We start from the raw sequence: 15,502 nt of genomic DNA on the forward strand, positions 1-15,502 counted from the left end.
GCCTCAGGCTCTCGCGACCACTCGCACCCGCGCGGTGCTCGCCCGCACCACCAGCTCGACCGGCATCGACTCGCGCACCCGCGCGACCGACGGATCGACGAGCGCATCGAGCAGGAGGCGCGCCGCCCGCGATCCGATGGCCACAGCGGGCTGGCTGATCGAGGTCAGCCCGATCAGCGACGCCGCCTCGATGTCGTCGAACCCGATGACCGAGACGTCGCCGGGCACGTCGATGCCGGCGGCGCGCAGCCGGCCGATCGCTCCGATCGCGAGCTCGTCGTTGCCCGCGGCGATCGCGGTGAACGGAGTGCCGCTGCGCAGCGCCTCATCGGCCAGGGCGGCACCCGACTCGGTCGAGAAGTCGCCGTTGAGCATCAGCGCGTCGGGGAACGACTCCCGCAGTCCCGCGGCACGATCGCGGGTCGACACCTGCGTGCGCGGCCCGGCGATGATCAGCACCCGCTCGTGTCCGAGAGCGGCGAGGTGCTCGCCCGCCAGGCGCCCGCCGTGGCGGTTGTCGGAGGTGACCACCGTCACGTCCTCGAGCGAGGGCAGCTCCTCGTCGGCGAGCACCAGCGGGTAGTCGGCGGCGAAGGGCCGCAGCTCCTCCGTGTCGACGGGGGAGTCGCCGGCGACGTAGACGAGCCCCTCGACGGTCCGGTTGCGCAGCAGGTCGAGGTAGCGGCGGCTGCGCTGCCCGCCGATCGAGGTGCTGCAGAGGATCACGCCGTAGTCGACGGTCGCGGCGACGAGCTCGACGCCCTTCGCGATGCGGCTGAAGTACGAGGTGGTGATGTCGGGCACGGCGACCGCGAGCAGGCGGCTGCGCCCCGACTGCAGGGTGCGAGCCGCGGAGTCGGGCACGTAGCCCGACTGGCGGATGATCGCGAGGATCCGCTCGGCCGTCCGCGGGTTCACGGGGCGCTTGCCCGAGAGCACGTGCGACACCGTCGTCACGCTGACTCCCGCCAGCTGCGCGATCTGCTGCATCGTCGGTCTGCTCGCCGGCACCGGCGCCCCCACTCTGATCTCTGCTCGGCCGCATCCAAAGCGCTTTGCATCCCCAGTTCATCTCACCACACCGGGGAGCGGAAGGGGCGCGCGTCGTCATTTCGCGACTCCGCGCAGAATCCCGCCCCGGAAGCGCCGCGTTTCGACCCCGTTTCGCGCGGGAGAAAAGGACGTTACGAAGCCCCGGACGACCCTCGGGCCGCGCCGCGCTGACCCTAGGCTCGGGAAATCCTCACGGATGCAAAACGCTTTGCGCCCCGCGCACACGACCGGAACCCAGGTGACCGTGAAAGACCTCGACCTCGCCCGCGCCGCCCAGCGCGTCTCCGTGCCCGTCGTCGCCGTGCTGCTCGCCCTCGTCATCGGCGCGATCCTGATCGCGGTCTCGGGGCGCTCGCCGGGCGACGCGATGGCGGCCATCGGGCAGGCGGCGTTCACCTGCGACCCCGGCTACTGCAACTTCGGCACAGTGCTCACCACCGCGACTCCGCTGATCATGACCACCCTCGGCGCCGTCATGGTGCTGCGCGCGGGGCTCTTCAGCATCGGCCAGGAGGGGCAGTACGGCCTCGGCGCCATCGCCGCCGTGATCGTCGGCTACCAGGTGCACCTCCCGGGGGGCCTGCACCCGATCGCGGCGCTCGCCGCGGCCGCCGTCGCCGGGGCGCTCGTCGGCCTCGTGCCCGCGGTGTTCCGGGTCTTCCTCGGCGCGAACGAGCTGATCGTGAGCATCATCGTCAACTCGATGGTCGCTCTGCTGCTCAGCTTCCTCATCAACTACCCGCTGCGCGACACGGGAGGCACCGCCTCCTACACACCGCAGATCGACGAGACGGCGCGCCTGCCGATCTTCGACGTCGCCACCAAGCTCGGGGGCAACCTCGTCATCGCGCTGGCGTTCGTCGCGCTGGTCGCGGTCTACCAGTCGCGCACGACCTGGGGCTACGAGCAGCGGATGGCGGGGGAGGCCCCGGTCTTCGCGCGCTACTCCGGCATGCGCACCCGCACCGCCGTGCTGCGGGCCGCGGCCCTCGGCGGTGCGCTCGCGGGCATCGGGGGCGGCATCCAGGTGATCGGGATGAACTACCGCGTCATCGACGGGTTCCTCGACGGCACAGGGTTCAACGGGCTGACCGCCGCGATCCTCGGAGGCACCACCGTCATCGGCGGGTCGCTCGCGGCGATCCTGTTCTCGGCGATCACGGTCGGTGCGATCAACGGCCTCCAGATCCTGATGGGCATCCCGCGCGAGATCGGCGCGGTGATCCTCTCGCTGATGATCCTGCTCGTGGCCATCCAGACCCCGCTCGCCGGCCGCCTCGAGCTCTGGCTCAGCAAGCGGCGCGGGGCGCGCGAGATCGCGGCGCGCGCGGCCGCTGCACCGCCGCCTCCGGAGCCCGTCGACACGCCCCCCGACCCCGACCTCGTCCGCGCCCACGCGGAGTCCGAGGCCCCGACCCGCGAGAGGGAGGAGTGAGCATGGACTTCCTCTCGGCCTTCCTCACTCCCGAGCTGATCCACAACGGGATCCAGCTCACGACACCGATCCTGTTCGGCGCCCTCGCGGCGGCGCTCAGCTCGCGCGCCGGCGTCCTCAACCTGGCGATCGAGGCCAAGATGCTGGTCGGCGCCTTCGTCGGCCTCGTCGCCCTGGACGGCACCGGCTCGCAGCTGCTGGCGATCATCATCGCGGCCGTCGCCGGCGGGATCACCGGCGGCCTGATGGCCCTCGCCCACCGTGTCGGGGTCGACCTGATCGTCTTCGCGATCGGCCTCAACATGCTCCTCCTCGAGCTGTCGATCTATCTCATGCGCCAGTTCTTCGGCGGTGTCGGAGTCTGGACTCCGGACGTCGAGACGCTGCCCGACATCCCCCTGCCGTTCCTCGAGGACGTCCCGGTGATCGGGCCGCTCGTCAGCGGCTACAACGGGCTCGTCTACCTGGCCTTCGCCTGCGCGGCCGCCTTCGGGCTGCTGTTCCGCTACCGCCCGGGGCGGCACCTGCTCGCGGTCGGCGAGGCTCCCGGCGCCGCGAGTGCCGCGGGCATCTCGGTGCCGAGGGTGCAGACGCTGGCCCTCATCGGCTCCGGCGCCCTCGCAGCCCTCGGCGGTGCGTTCCTCACCGTCGGCGAGCTCGGCCTCTTCGCCCGCAACATGACCGACGGAGCCGGGTGGATCGCGATCACGGCCGCGCTGCTCGCCGTGAACCGGCCCGTGTTCCTGGTTCCCGCCTCGCTCCTGTTCGGATTCTCGGACGCGTTCGCGATCCGCCTCCAGAGCACGACCGACCTGCCCCAGGTGCTCGTGCAGCTGATCCCGATGGCGGCGACGCTGATCGTCCTCGGGTTCGTCGGCTACCGGGGCCTGCGCGCCAAGGAGACCCTCGGCCTCCCGCGCCGTGCCCGACGGCAGCTCGCAGCCGTGCGCTGACCCCTCCCTCCCCAGCCCCGATCCCGCACCCGAGACCGAAGGACACCATGACCCACCGCAGCTCCGCCCTCACCCGCCGCCGTCCGCGGCAGATCGCCACCCTGGCCCTCCTGGCCGCCTCCTCCCTCGCGCTCGCCGCCTGCAGCAGCGGCGGCGGCGCCTCGGCCTCCTCGGCGGACCCCGACGCCTACAAGGTCGCCCTGGTCGGCGGAGTGGCGGGCGACCTCTCGTACACCGACTCCGCTCTCGCCGGTCTCACCGAGGCGAAGGACACCCTCGGCGTCACCACCACCCACATCGAGGCGCCCGACGTGGCGCAGGGCGAGACCCTGCTCCGCTCGGCGATCCAGACCTCGCCCGACCTCGTGCTGAGCATCACGCTGCCGCTGGACACCGTCATCGCCATCGCCGAGCAGTACCCCGACCAGAAGATCGGCATGCCCGACCAGAGCCTCGAGGACTCCGAGATCCCCGACAACCTCGAGCTCTACACGATCAACACCCACGAGGGCTCGTTCCTCGCGGGTCTGGTCGCGGGCACGATGACGACCACGAAGAAGGTCGGCGCGGTCCTGGGCGGCGACTCGCCCGGTCTGAACCAGTTCGGCTGGGCGTACGAGCAGGGCGTGAAGACCGCCTGCGCCGACTGCACCGTGCAGAAGACGTACCTCAACTTCACCTTCAACGACCCGGCGCTGGGCAAGTCGACCGCGCTCGACATGCACAGCGACGGCGTCGACGTCATCTTCCAGGTCGCGGGAGGCTCGGGAACGGGCGTCATCGAGGCGGCGGAGGAGGGCGGCTTCTACGCCATCGGCGTCGACAGCGACCAGGACTCGGTCGCTCCCGGCACGGTCATCACCTCGATGATGAAGCACGTCGACGCGAACGTCCTCAACATGGTGACCTCGGCGAAGGACGGCGACTTCACCGCCGGAGCGACCAACGTCGGCCTCGCCGACGGGGCGACCGGCCTCTCGTGGGACGAGGGCTCGACGGTCTTCGAGGACGCGCACCCCGAGCTCGCCGAGACGATCGCCGCCGCGAAGGCGTCGGTCGAGGACTACAAGGCGCAGATCCTCGACGGCAGCTTCGAGGTCTGCGACGCCCTGAACGCCGCCGACTCGGCAGCCTGCGCCCCCTACGCCGGCTAGCCGCACGACCGCAGGAGCCGCCGTCCCCCCGCGGCGGCTCCTGCGCCGGCACCCTCCTCTCCACCATCCGTCCGGAAGGGCAGCACCATGAGCACGTTCCTGAGGCTGGTCGGCCTCCGCAAGTACTTCGCCTCGTCCGGGGTGCTCGCCGTCGCCGACGTCTCGCTCGACGTGGCCGCCGGCGAGGTCGTCGCGCTCGTCGGCGAGAACGGGACGGGCAAGACCACGCTGATGAACCTCCTCTTCGGCGCGTTCCCGCTCGACGCGGGCCGCATCGAGATCGAGGGGGAGGAGGTGGCGATCCGCGGCCCCCAGGACGCGATCGACCACGGCATCGGCATGGTGCAGCAGCACTTCGCGCTCGTCCCCTCCTTCACCGTCGCCCAGAACGTGCTGCTCGGGCGCGAGCCGCGCACGCGCGACGGCCGGGTCGACGACGCCGCCGCCGAGCGCGAGGTCGCGGCGCTCGCCGACCGCCTCGGCTTCCCCATCGATCCCGGAAAGCTCGTCGCCGCGCTCCCGATCGGGCTGCAGCAGCGGGTCGAGATCCTCAAGGCGCTCGCGGGCGACACACGGCTCCTGATCCTCGACGAGCCCACCGCCGTCCTCACGCCCGCCGAGGCGGAGGACCTCCTCCGCGCGGTCCGCCACCTCGCCTCCCTCGGCACCGCCGTGGTGTTCATCAGCCACAAGCTGCCCGAGGTGATGGCGGTCGCCGACCGCATCGTGGTGATGCGCCGCGGGCACATGGTCGGCGAGATGACCGTCGCGGAGGCGTCGCCCTCGACGATCGCGCGCATGATGGTCGGCCGTGAGGTGCTCCTCACCGCCGACATCCCGCCGGGCACCCCGGGTGAGACCGTGCTCGAGGTCTCCGGGGTCTCGACGCCGCAGGTCAGCGCGGGCGACTCCGGTCTCGACGACGTGTCGCTGGCGATCGCTGCGGGCGAGATCCTCGGAGTCGCCGGCGTCAGCGGCAACGGACAGGGCGCCCTCGTCGACGCGATCGCCGGCCTCCGCCGCGTGCAGTCGGGGCGGGTCGTGATCGCCGGGAAGGACACCACCGGCCGCGGTCCGCGCGCCGCCCGCGACGCCGGCCTCGCGCACATCGCGGAGGACCGCATGCACGTCGGCCTCAACCGCGGCGCGACCCTCGAGGAGAACGCCGTCTCGGTCGCCTACCGCTCGAGCCGCTTCCACCGCGCCGGCCTGCTCCGCCGCGGTGCGATCCACCGCTTCGCGCAGCAGCTCATCGCCGACTACGTGGTGCGCGGAGCCTCCGCCCGCCGCCTGATCGGCTCGCTCTCGGGCGGCAATCTGCAGAAGATCGTGATCGGGCGCGAGCTCGACGGCGACCCCGCGGTCATCATCGCGAACCAGCCGACCCGCGGCCTCGACGTCGGCAGCATCGAGTTCGTGCACCGGGCGCTGCTCGCCGCGCGCAGCCGCGGCGCCGGCGTGCTGCTGATCTCGGCCGAGCTCGAGGAGATCCTCTCCCTCTCGGACCGCATCGTCGTCCTCTACGAGGGCCGTCTCGCGGGCCCCTTCCCGCGCGGGGCGCTCGAGACCTCCGAGATCGGCGCGCTGATGGCCGGCTCCGGCCCGGCGGTGCCGAGCCGATGACGCGCACCCTCGTCGTCGCCGACCACGTGCTGGCGCAGGCGGAGGCCGACGAGCTCGGCCCCGCCGTGGTCACGATCGAGGACGGGATCGTGCTCTCGGTCGAGCGCCTCCGGGGCGTCCGGCCCAGCGGACCGGACGTCGTCGACCTGGGCGCCAGCGTCGTGATGCCGGGTCTCGTCAACGCCCACGCGCACGCGCCGATGATGCTGTTCCGCGGGGTGTCCGAGGGGTACTCGCTGCTCACCCTCGAGGGCTGGCTCGGCGCCATCCGCTCGCTGGAAGCGCACCTGACCCCCGATCTGCTCTCCGCCTCCGCCTCGGTCGCCTGCGCCGAGATGATCGGCAGCGGCACCACCTTCTTCGCCGACCAGTACCTCTTCGCCGAGGCGTACCTGCCGGCCGTCGAGGCGTCGGGCCTGCGCTCCCGGGTCGCCTACGGCATCGTCGAGCTCGGCGACGACGACGCCAGAGCCGCGGGTCTCGCCGCGGCGGAGGCGTTCGTCGCCGCGTCGCAGGAGCACCCGCTCGTGCGCGGCTGGGTCGGCCCGCACGCCTTCTTCGTCGACAACCAGGTCGAGGCGATCGAGGCCGAGGTCGCGCTCGCCCACCGCTTCGGCGTCGGCCTGCACACCCACTACGGCACCTCCGGAGAGGAGGACGCGGCCTGCCGCGAGCGCTACGGCCGCAGCGCCCTCGAGATGATGGGCGAGCTCGGTCTGTTCGACGTGCCGCTCCTCCTGGCCCACTCGAACGAGATCGTGGTGGAGGAGCTGGGTCTGCTCGCGGGGTCGCGCGCGAGCCTCGTGACCGCCGCCTCCGTCGCGATGATCAGCGGAGCCGCCGCGCCGCCCGTGCGCCAGGCCCTCGACGCCGGAGTGAACGTGGCGATCGGCACCGACAACCTCTGCGGGAACAACAACGCCGACCTCTTCGAGGAGCTGCGGACCCTCGGCAAGCTGGCCGCCTTCGCCGAGCGGCGCCCGAACGCGATCACGTCGCGCGAGCTGCTCGGCATGGCGACCTGGCGCGGCCACCGGGCTCTCGGAGGTGCGACGGCGGACGGCACGCTGGCTCCGGGCGCGGTGGCCGACCTGATCGCACTGCCCGTCTCGGCCCTGCACCGCGGCCCTCTCGGCGCGCAGTCGCTGCACTCGGCGCTGGTCTACGGGGCCTCGGGCTTCGACACCTCGCACGTGATGACCAGCGGTCGGTGGCTGAAGCGCGACGGAGTCGTGCAGACGGTCGATCTCGCGGCGTCGCTCGAAGGGCGGCAGCGCGACTACGACGTGCTGATGGAGCGGGTGCGCGCGGCCGCGTGACGCGTCAGCCGGTGCGGACGAAGACGATCTCCCCGGCGGAGCGGAGCGGGCCTAGTGTCGCTGCATGAGCGGGTCGGCTGAGCACGGTGTCCGAGGGGGCTGGATCCTCGTCGCGATGCTGTGCGCTGCCGGAGTGCTCCTGGTGCTGATCGACGTCTCCACGGGCAGCTGCACCGACTACGTGAGCGCACCGGGCGTCTGCACGAGCAGCACGTCCGTCGACTCCGTGGTGCGCTGGGTCGCGGCGGGGATCGGAGGCGCGGGCGTCGTCTTCGCGCTGGTCCGCGCGTTCCGGCGCCGCTGACGCGCAGGCTCCCGCCCGCTGGTCGGGCCCGCAGCCCCGAAGGCCGGCAGACGTGTATCGAGCGCAGCAGATCGGCCGTCAGCCCTGGTTCCTGGTGCTCGTGCGTCCGCGCCCGCCAGACCACGGATCGGAGACCTCGAATCGCCTGATCGAGCAGCGGGCCTCCTCCACAGGTGCTCGTCGTGGGTGGACCGTCCCGTTTCGGCGGTCGGGCCGGTCGGGCGTCGCCCGTCCCTGTTTCGATGCTCGTATGGATCGACCAGCTGGGACAGAGACGGTGAAGGCGCGGCTCGGCGCCGTCGCGGAGCTGACTGCTCTCGCGGCGAGTGCGGGGTTCCTGTCGGCGCAGTTCCAGTTCACGCGGGCGGCCGCGCTCTTCCTCGCGTTCCGGATGGCGAGCGAGATCCCGGAGGCGTTCGCGCGCGGTGGCCGGTCGTCACGCAGTGAGTCGGAGGAGTTGGTGGGGCGGTCGATCCGTGCTGAGCTGGCGATCGGGCAGAGGATGACGGAGGCGAGGGTGAAGCGGATCCTCGAGGTGGCGACGCTGCTGTTCGAGCACCTGCCGCTCACCCGGGCGGCGGTCGCAGAGGGGCGGCTGCTGTGGGAGGCGGTCGAGGCGATCTGCGACGCGGCAGCGTCGCTCCCGACTGGGGTGCGGGGTCTGCTGGATGCGCAGGCCGTCGAGGTCGCGTTCACGGCGAACCCGACGCAAGTGAGGAAGGCCGTCGCGCGGCTGCGGGACGAGCTGCACGACGAACCTCTGGCCGTGCGGCACGTGCGCGCCCGCCAGGAGCGCGCCGTGTGGATCTCGCCGGAGATCGACGGGATGGCGACTCTGTGCGCGCTGATGCCGGCGCCGGTCGCGCTGGGCGCGTACGAGCGTCTGGACCGCATCGCGCGCACGCTCCGGAATGGCGATGGGTCCGAGAGCGAGAGCTCCGGCGACGAGCGCACGCTCGCGCAGCTGCGCGCCGACGCCCTCGCCGACCTGCTCTGCGACGGGGACGTCGCGGGCACCACACCCCACGGCGACGGCCCGACGGCCCCTCCGACGTTCGTGCCGGGGGTGCGCGCCGAGGTGCGGCTGACGCTGGCCGCGAGCACCGCCACCGACGCCGACGACGCCCCCGCCGACCTCGACGGATACGGCCTCATCCCCGCCGACGTCGCCCGCGAGTTGGTCGGAGTCGGCGCGTCGTTCACGCGGATCCTGACCGACCCGGACACCGGCGCCGTCGCCTCCGTCGGACGCACCCACCGCGTCCCGCCACAGCAGATGCGACTCCACCTGCAGCTGCGCGATCAGACCTGCCGCTTCCCCGGCTGCACCCGCCCCGCCTCCACCAGCGAGGCCGACCACACGATCGAGTGGCGCAACGGAGGCGAGACCGCGCTCCACAACCTGGCCTCGCTCTGCACGAGCCACCACCACGTCCGCCACGGTGACCGCTGGACCTACCGGCTCCACCCCGACGGAGCGGCCGAGTGGACCACTCCGACGGGTCGCCGTGTCACCACCCGACCGCCTCTGCTCCCCGGAGGGCCGCCCGCGCCACCCCCTCGACCGCGCTTCGAGGACGCGCCACCACCGTTCTGACCCACCGGTGGGTCTCCGTCGACCGCGGAGGAGGCCGACGGGCCGTTCGCCGAGAGATACCCGCCGAAGGCGATACCCGCGTACGAGCGGCGCCGATCGAGGGTGAGTGTTCCCGCACGGGAGAGAGTGGCGGAGCCGGCCATTAGGCTCTCCCCGTCCGGTCAGACGCCCCAGTTCGCCGAGGGCGCGACGATCCTCGACACCGTGGTCTCGTCCTCCGCGACCGCCATCACGGAGTTCACCAGATCGCCGCCGTTGTGCGACCCCACTGTCGTCTCGTCGAACAGGAACAGTCCGAGCGACCCGTCCGCGGAGCCCGCCGGAACGCCGTCCGGGTGCTCCGCGCGCACGTCCTGCGCCGCATCGCCCACGGCGACTCCGCCCAGGGTGCTGATGGCGACATCGCCGACCGCGGGGGCCGTCGCCTCGACCAGGAAGTCGGGCTCGGGGAACGTCAGCTCCGGTCCGCCCGCGTCGTACACCTCGGTGTCCTTGAAGGCGAATCCGGGCCACCCCGAGACGCGGCTGCGGAAGCCCTCGTACGGCACGTCGTCCGACTCGGTCGGCGCGCTGCCGAACGCCTCGGTGAGCGCCTCGACCGCACCCGTTCCGTTCCGGTAGTCCCAGGTCCCCAGCTCGGTTCCGGAGGCGTCCACGAGGGAGAAGGACGTCGGCCCGATCAGCAGGCTCGCCGCGTCTGCCATCGCCGGCGCGGGCGTCGCCGACCCGTCGGGCGTGCTCGAACCGCTCGCACTCGGATTCGCGGAGGCGGCGGGTGCCGGGGCCGCCTCTCCACCTGTCGTCGTCGGGTCGGTGGGGGGATCGGTCGCGGGTACGCAGCCGGTCAGAGCGGCGGCGACGACCGCCGCGGCGGCGACGCTCGAGAGCATTCGGTGACGGATGTGCATGGTGAAGGACCCCCGGAAGCAGACAGCGGGGCTCGGACCGGCCCCCTCCGCTCATCATCCGGTCGGCGAGCAGGAACCGGGCGCAGGATCCGATAACGATCTGCGGGGGTCAGGTCACGTCACTCGCTCAGACAGGTGCACGGTGACCGCGTCTCCCAGCTCCTTGCCCAGCTTCCTCCTCAGCTTCGCGCTGATCGAGAGCATGTGGCCGCCGGAGCCGGTCGGCAGGAGCCCGGCCGTCACCGGCTCTCCGTCGACGGTCGCCACGACCCGCACAGTCTTGCCGGTGCCGAACAGCTCGACCGAGTCGGGGACCTCGACGCACGGCCAGAGGTCGCCCTTGACCAGGACGCCGAGGGGGGCGGTGAAGGTGATGCCGATCGGACCGATGCCGATCACGAGGCGGGTCCGGGCTGCATCGTCCGTAGCGGAGAGATCATGCGGCCACGAAACCACAGCCGGGGCCGCCAGCGCGTGTCTAGCGCGCCGACCGCGGCGGCAGGAGGCTGACGCAGTCGGGTCGGAGCGGGGTGAGGAGGGCCTCGGCAAAGTCCTCCAGCTGGTCCACCTGCTGGTCCTCGAGGAGCTCGAACACCCGGGCGCGGACCGCGGCGACGTAGCCGGGCTCCACCTCTGTCAGGAGGTCGGCTCCCGACGGAGTCAGTCTCGCGAGCGTCCTGCGCGCGTCCGCCGGGTCCGTGTTGCGCTCGAGGAGGCGCCGCTTCTCGAGTCGGCCGACGATCCGCGACAGGTGCGAGGGCGTGACGCTCGCGGTGGCGGCGAGGCGGCCCATGTGGACCTCGCGGTCCTCGCCGGGCGACAGGCAGCGCAGCACGCCGTACTCGGCGTGGCTGAGATCCGCGGTCTGCTCGAGATGGGCGTCCAGTTCGGCGGGCAGCCACATCATGACGCCGACCAGCAGCGACCAGGTCCGATCCTGCTGCGGCGAGAGGCGGTCTGCTGCGGACATGCTCCTGATCGTACCGTTGCTTGCTGCGGAAAAGGATTCGGGATAGCGTTCCTTTCCGCAGCAAGCACCTGCTGCGACGCCCCCGATCAGAGAGCCGACCTCATGCGCGCTGCCCGCTTCCACGCCTACGGAGCCCCCGACGTCCTCGTCATCGAGGAGGCGCCCGACCCCCATGCCGGTGACGGCTCGGTGCGCATCCAGGTGCAGGCCACGAGCGTCAATCCGATCGACGTCCTGCTCCGCGCTGGGCGGCTCGTGCAGTTCCTGCCGCTGGCGCTGCCGGCTGTCCCTGGTCGCGACGCCGTCGGAGTCGTCGACGAGGTCGGCGCGGGAGTGACCGGCACGCAGATCGGCGACGTGGTGTTCGGCCTCGGCGGAGTCAGCGACACGACGGCCGAGTTCGCCGTCCTCACCGCCTGGAGCGCCGTCCCCGCCGGGTGGTCGACGGCGCAGGCGGGCGCGGCCGGACTCGCCTCCGCCACCGCCGCGGCCGCCCTCGAAGCGCTCGGCGACCTGACGGGGAGGACGCTGCTCATCGAGGGCGCCACCGGTGCCGTCGGCAGCGCTGCCGCGGCGTTCGCTCTCGCCGCGGGCGCCACCGTCATCGGAACGGGCCGCGAGGCCAACCACCCGCACCTCGAGGCGCTCGGCGTCCTCCCCACGACCTACGGCCCGGGGCTGGCCGAGCGCGTGGCCGTCCTCGCGCCCGGCGGTGTGGACGCGGCCCTGCACTCCGCTCCGTCCACCTCGCTTCCGGACCTGCTGCGCATCGTCGGGGATCCCTCCCGAGTGGTGACGGTCGTCGACGGAGAGGGTGCTGCGCGACTCGGCGTCGTCAAGGTCGACGCTCGGAACGACTCGGCCCTTCTGCGGTTCGCGGCGGCACTGGGGCGCGACGGGCTGTATAAGCCCCGCGTCGACCACGAGCTCGCGCTGGCCGACATCGCCGTGGCGCACACCCTGGCCGAGAACGGCGGCGGCAAGGTCGTCGTCACGATCGCCTGACGAGGCGGCAGCCGGTCACCTCCGCGCCGCCGCGAACGACGGCGCGAGGCGCTCCTCGAGCAGCCGCTCGCGCCGCTCCTCGTCGAGGAACCCCGCCGCCAGCGCCGTCCGCTGCGCCCGCTCGACGTCGGCGAGCGTCCAGCCGAAGCGGTCGACCATCAGCCGCAGCTCACCCGTGACCCCGGTCATCGAGAGCAGCCGGTTGTCGGGATGCACGGTCACCGCGACTCCGGCCGCGTGGAGCAGCCCGACCGGGTGCTGGGCGAGCGTGTCGACGACTCCGCCCGGCTGCGAGTTCGAGGTCGGGCACAGCTCGAGCGGGATCGCCTCGTCGACGATCCGCTGCGCGAGGGGGCCGAGGCGGAGGGAGTCGCGCCCGCCGCCCGCGCGCTGCCAGGCGGCGACGACCTCGTCGACCGGATGCAGGCGACCGTCGACCGCGATGTCCTCGACGAGGCGCGCGCCGTGGCCGATGCGCTGCGCCGCGCAGCTGTCGAGGGCGTCCTCGATGCTCCGCGCCCCCGCCATCTCGCCGGCGTGCACCGTGCGCGACAGGCCGTGCTCGCGGGCGAGGCGGAACCACTCCGCGTGCTCCCGAGCCGGGTGGCCGCCCTCGTGGCCGGCGAGGTCGAGGCCGACGACCGCGTCGCGGTTGCGCAGCGCCGTGGCGACCACCTCGGAGCCGCGGTCGCTCGTGCGCATGATCGACAGCAGCTGGCGCACGAGCACGGGCCGGCCGTCGCGGGCCGCGTCGCGCATGCCTGCGTCGAGTCCGTTCTGCACGGCGGCGAGCGCCTCGTCCATCGACAGACCGCGGGCCAGGTGCTTCTCGGGCGCCCACCGCGTCTCGGCGTAGACGACGCCGTCGGCGGCGAGCGTGCCGACGTACTCCCGCGCGATCCGGCGCAGCTGCGGCGCGGTCTGCATCACGGAGGTGGTCAGCCCGAACAGCAGCTCCCAGTCGGCACCCGGCTCGAGCTCGACGAAGTGGGTGAACCAGTGCTGCAGCGCGTCCGCCTCCGCTCGGGGAACCGGCGCGCCCGACTCGGCCGCGAGCTCGAGGAGCGTGGCGGGGCGCACGGAGCCGTCGAGGTGGTCGTGCAGCGACACCTTCGCCAGCGCGGCGAGCGGATCGGCGGGGTCGACCCAGGTCGTCACGCGCCGGCCCTTCTCGACAGCCGCAGCAGGGCGTCTGCCGTCGCGAGCAGATCGACGCCGGCGGTCCCGGGGAGCAGGATCCCCTCGAGCGCGGCGAGCGACCGGTAGGCGTCGAGTGCGCCCGTGCCGGACGAAGCGCCGCAGAGCGCGCCGACGATCGCCGGCATGCCGTCGGCGGCACGCGAGACCGACAGCGCGAGGGGGATCGCGCGCCCCGGGTCGCCACCGGCGAGCCCGACGACGACCAGCGCGACGGGGAGCGTGACCGCCGCCGCGTTCGAGTACGAGTAGTTGCGGGGGACGAGGCGCTCGATCAGCTCCGGCAGGACCGCGAAGGGAGCGGCGTCCCAGGTCACGAGATCGCGGGCGTCCTCGAGCGCCGCGGCGAGTCGACCCTCGCGAGGCCCGTCCAGCGCCTCCGCGACGACCCCCGGCAGCTCCGCGCCGCCGACGAGCGCCGCGATCGCCCGGGCCACGATCACCGCCGCGGCGACGCCGTCGCCCGAGTTCGTGATCGAGGCGTACCCGGCGGCGATCCGGCCCGCACGATCCGGGTCCCCGGCCGCCGCGATGCCGATCGCGACCGCCGCGGGCAGTGCGGTGTCGTCGTCGCGCGCCGGGTTGTCGTCTCCCGTCGCGGGAGGCACGAGGCCCAGCGCGAGGTTCCGCTCGGCACTGCGCGCGGCGATCCCCATCCAGGCGTCGTCGCGGACGTGCTGGGCGGTCCAGTGCGGCAGCAGCGCCTCGACCCGATGATCCTCGGGCGAGGCGAGCAGGGCGAGCGCGGCGGCGGCCGCGGTCTCGGCGTCGTCGGTCGCGACGAGGCCCCGCGTGCCGTCGAGCGTCGGCGCGAAGGGGAGGAGCGGGCGGCTGACCCGCTGGGCATCGAGCGCTGCCGTACCGCTGCGGACGGCTCCGCGAGGCCACGGGTGCCGGATCGAGCGGTGCGCGTCGGCCGGATGCCCGAGCGCGTCGCCCACGGCGAGGCCGAGCAGGGCACCGCGGGCGCGGTCGGCGGTCATCGGAGCGCCCCCGCCTCGGCGAGTGCGTCGGCCAGGTCGATCAGGTCGGTCCCGGCCGTCGCGGTGATGCAGCGACCCGAGACGGATCGCACCGTGTCGCGCCAGAGCGGTGGGATCGCGTCCTCACCGTGGATCGCGCCGCAGATCGCACCCGCCATCGCGGCGATGGTGTCGGAGTCGCGGCCGATGTTCACCCCGGCGAGCACGGTGTCGACGAGCCGGCCCTCGTGGGCGGCGACGAGCCCGAACGCCAGCGCGAGCGCCTCCGGTGCCGCGTCGGCCCAGGGGTAGTGCAGCAGCGGGATGCGCTCGGCCAGCGCCGTCTCGGCAGCCGCGGTCTCGGGCGCTCCTGCGACGAGGAGCAGGGCGCGGTCGACGGTGCGGCGGGTCCAGCTGTCGGCGGGCAGGGCGTCGAGACCGGCATCGAGCGCCTCCTGCCACGAGCCGCCGCCCGCTGCCACGGCGACGGAGGCGGCGATGGCGGCCGCCGCGTACACGCCGTCGCGCGCGTGGCTGACGGCGGCGTCGACGGAGGCGAGGCGCGCCGCCTCCGCGGGATCGCCCGCGCAGAGCAGGCCCAGCGGTGCGGCCCGCATCGCCGCCCCGTCGCTCCAGGACTCGTCGTTGCGCTCCCCGCTGGCGGGCGGGCGGATCCCGCGGCGCAGGTTGTCGAGGGCGACCATCTCCGAGAACCCGGCGCCGGCGAACCCGCCGTCCTGCACCGAGAGGGCCTCGAGCCACAGGTCGGCGACGTCGGAGGAGGTGAGCGAGCGGCCGTGGCGGAGGGCGCCGCGCGCGCAGAGCACGGCGTACTCGGTGTCGTCGGTGCCCGCGGCATCGGGGTCGAGGAAGCCGTCGACCCGGCCCCAGCACTCGGCGATCGCCTCTCTCGTCATGCCCTCGGTGGGCGCGCCGAGCGCGTCTCCGGAGGCGAGTCCCAGCAGGGATCCCCGCGCTCGCGCCTTCAGTTCCATCACCGCTCCGATCGCCGTGCTGTCAGG

Annotated in this window: 15 protein-coding genes; 8 read left to right on the forward strand and 7 right to left on the reverse strand. The window is 73.2% G+C overall.

Annotated elements, in window-relative coordinates; genetic code table 11:
• Positions 1-3: 3 nt before the first annotated feature.
• Positions 4-990 (reverse strand): LacI family DNA-binding transcriptional regulator, encoded by a 987-nt coding sequence (locus ASG06_RS10090; protein ID WP_056041620.1) that lies wholly within the window; start codon positions 988-990, stop codon positions 4-6.
• A gap of 307 nt (positions 991-1,297) precedes the next feature.
• Here ASG06_RS10090 and ASG06_RS10095 point away from each other — a divergent pair, with 307 nt between their 5' ends.
• The 7 genes from ASG06_RS10095 to ASG06_RS10125 all read left to right on the forward strand — a co-directional run bounded on the left by ASG06_RS10095 (position 1,298) and on the right by ASG06_RS10125 (position 9,438).
• Positions 1,298-2,488: an ABC transporter permease gene (locus ASG06_RS10095; RefSeq protein WP_162239021.1), complete on the forward strand. Its 1,191-nt coding sequence runs from the start codon at positions 1,298-1,300 to the stop codon at positions 2,486-2,488.
• Positions 2,489-2,490: 2 nt separating this feature from the next.
• Positions 2,491-3,441, forward strand: coding sequence for an ABC transporter permease (locus tag ASG06_RS10100; RefSeq protein WP_056041623.1), 951 nt, complete (start codon positions 2,491-2,493; stop codon positions 3,439-3,441).
• Positions 3,442-3,488: 47 nt separating this feature from the next.
• Complete coding sequence (locus ASG06_RS10105; RefSeq protein WP_056041625.1) at positions 3,489-4,595, forward strand: BMP family ABC transporter substrate-binding protein; 1,107 nt, start codon at positions 3,489-3,491, stop codon at positions 4,593-4,595.
• Between the two features lie 87 nt (positions 4,596-4,682).
• A complete protein-coding gene (locus ASG06_RS10110) occupies positions 4,683-6,218 on the forward strand; it encodes an ABC transporter ATP-binding protein (protein ID WP_056041627.1) in 1,536 nt (511 codons plus the stop codon).
• The gene (locus tag ASG06_RS10115) at positions 6,215-7,537 is read left to right on the forward strand and encodes an amidohydrolase family protein (protein WP_056041629.1); all 1,323 of its coding nucleotides are present in this window, start codon (positions 6,215-6,217) and stop codon (positions 7,535-7,537) included. Before ASG06_RS10110 ends, ASG06_RS10115 begins: the two co-directional genes overlap by 4 nt.
• 64 nt (positions 7,538-7,601) lie before the next feature.
• Complete coding sequence (locus ASG06_RS10120) at positions 7,602-7,841, forward strand: hypothetical protein (protein WP_056041631.1); 240 nt, start codon at positions 7,602-7,604, stop codon at positions 7,839-7,841.
• A 250-nt stretch (positions 7,842-8,091) separates the two neighbouring features.
• Positions 8,092-9,438, forward strand: a complete 1,347-nt coding sequence (locus ASG06_RS10125) for an HNH endonuclease signature motif containing protein (RefSeq protein WP_082499119.1) — start codon at positions 8,092-8,094, stop codon at positions 9,436-9,438.
• 161 nt (positions 9,439-9,599) lie between these two features.
• On the opposite strand, the gene ASG06_RS10130 is transcribed toward ASG06_RS10125, so the two are convergent.
• The 3 genes from ASG06_RS10130 to ASG06_RS10140 form a co-directional block, all read right to left on the reverse strand.
• Positions 9,600-10,328 (reverse strand): hypothetical protein, encoded by a 729-nt coding sequence (locus tag ASG06_RS10130; protein ID WP_156465947.1) that lies wholly within the window; start codon positions 10,326-10,328, stop codon positions 9,600-9,602.
• 132 nt (positions 10,329-10,460) lie between these two features.
• Complete coding sequence (locus ASG06_RS10135; protein ID WP_231727673.1) at positions 10,461-10,745, reverse strand: DUF1905 domain-containing protein; 285 nt, start codon at positions 10,743-10,745, stop codon at positions 10,461-10,463.
• Positions 10,746-10,824: 79 nt separating this feature from the next.
• A complete protein-coding gene (locus tag ASG06_RS10140; protein WP_056041637.1) occupies positions 10,825-11,316 on the reverse strand; it encodes a MarR family winged helix-turn-helix transcriptional regulator in 492 nt (163 codons plus the stop codon).
• 102 nt (positions 11,317-11,418) lie between these two features.
• Here ASG06_RS10140 and ASG06_RS10145 point away from each other — a divergent pair, with 102 nt between their 5' ends.
• The gene (locus tag ASG06_RS10145; protein ID WP_056041639.1) at positions 11,419-12,321 is read left to right on the forward strand and encodes an alcohol dehydrogenase catalytic domain-containing protein; all 903 of its coding nucleotides are present in this window, start codon (positions 11,419-11,421) and stop codon (positions 12,319-12,321) included.
• Between the two features lie 15 nt (positions 12,322-12,336).
• Here the strand turns inward: ASG06_RS10145 and ASG06_RS10150 are convergent, their stop codons facing one another.
• Genes ASG06_RS10150 through ASG06_RS10160 form a run of 3 tightly spaced genes read right to left on the reverse strand, consistent with a single transcriptional unit; the run spans position 12,337 to position 15,475 of the window.
• On the reverse strand, positions 12,337-13,479 hold the full coding sequence (locus tag ASG06_RS10150; protein WP_056041641.1) for an adenosine deaminase family protein: 1,143 nt from the start codon (positions 13,477-13,479) through the stop codon (positions 12,337-12,339).
• Positions 13,476-14,501: an ADP-ribosylglycohydrolase family protein gene (locus ASG06_RS10155; protein WP_056041643.1), complete on the reverse strand. Its 1,026-nt coding sequence runs from the start codon at positions 14,499-14,501 to the stop codon at positions 13,476-13,478. The genes ASG06_RS10150 and ASG06_RS10155 overlap by 4 nt, the downstream gene beginning before the upstream one ends.
• Positions 14,498-15,475 carry an ADP-ribosylglycohydrolase family protein gene (locus tag ASG06_RS10160; RefSeq protein WP_056041645.1) on the reverse strand — a complete coding sequence of 326 codons (978 nt, stop codon included), beginning with the start codon at positions 15,473-15,475 and terminating at the stop codon, positions 14,498-14,500. Before ASG06_RS10160 ends, ASG06_RS10155 begins: the two co-directional genes overlap by 4 nt.
• Positions 15,476-15,502 lie beyond the last annotated feature (27 nt).

It is taken from the genome of Rathayibacter sp. Leaf185 (assembly GCF_001423885.1).
In the GTDB taxonomy this organism is placed as follows: Bacteria; Actinomycetota; Actinomycetes; order Actinomycetales; family Microbacteriaceae; genus Rathayibacter.

What these genes read in the sequence shown, in the direction of transcription:
- ASG06_RS10090 (WP_056041620.1), bottom strand. Translation starts at nt 990, where the DNA reads ATGCAGCAGATCGCGCAGCTGGCGGGAGTCAGCGTGACGACGGTGTCG.
- ASG06_RS10130 (WP_156465947.1), bottom strand. Translation starts at nt 10,328, where the DNA reads ATGCTCTCGAGCGTCGCCGCCGCGGCGGTCGTCGCCGCCGCTCTGACC.
- ASG06_RS10115 (WP_056041629.1), top strand. Translation starts at nt 6,215, where the DNA reads ATGACGCGCACCCTCGTCGTCGCCGACCACGTGCTGGCGCAGGCGGAG.
- ASG06_RS10110 (WP_056041627.1), top strand. Translation starts at nt 4,683, where the DNA reads ATGAGCACGTTCCTGAGGCTGGTCGGCCTCCGCAAGTACTTCGCCTCG.
- ASG06_RS10105 (WP_056041625.1), top strand. Translation starts at nt 3,489, where the DNA reads ATGACCCACCGCAGCTCCGCCCTCACCCGCCGCCGTCCGCGGCAGATC.
- ASG06_RS10120 (WP_056041631.1), top strand. Translation starts at nt 7,602, where the DNA reads ATGAGCGGGTCGGCTGAGCACGGTGTCCGAGGGGGCTGGATCCTCGTC.
- ASG06_RS10100 (WP_056041623.1), top strand. Translation starts at nt 2,491, where the DNA reads ATGGACTTCCTCTCGGCCTTCCTCACTCCCGAGCTGATCCACAACGGG.
- ASG06_RS10160 (WP_056041645.1), bottom strand. Translation starts at nt 15,475, where the DNA reads ATGGAACTGAAGGCGCGAGCGCGGGGATCCCTGCTGGGACTCGCCTCC.
- ASG06_RS10140 (WP_056041637.1), bottom strand. Translation starts at nt 11,316, where the DNA reads ATGTCCGCAGCAGACCGCCTCTCGCCGCAGCAGGATCGGACCTGGTCG.
- ASG06_RS10155 (WP_056041643.1), bottom strand. Translation starts at nt 14,501, where the DNA reads ATGACCGCCGACCGCGCCCGCGGTGCCCTGCTCGGCCTCGCCGTGGGC.
- ASG06_RS10125 (WP_082499119.1), top strand. Translation starts at nt 8,092, where the DNA reads ATGGATCGACCAGCTGGGACAGAGACGGTGAAGGCGCGGCTCGGCGCC.
- ASG06_RS10145 (WP_056041639.1), top strand. Translation starts at nt 11,419, where the DNA reads ATGCGCGCTGCCCGCTTCCACGCCTACGGAGCCCCCGACGTCCTCGTC.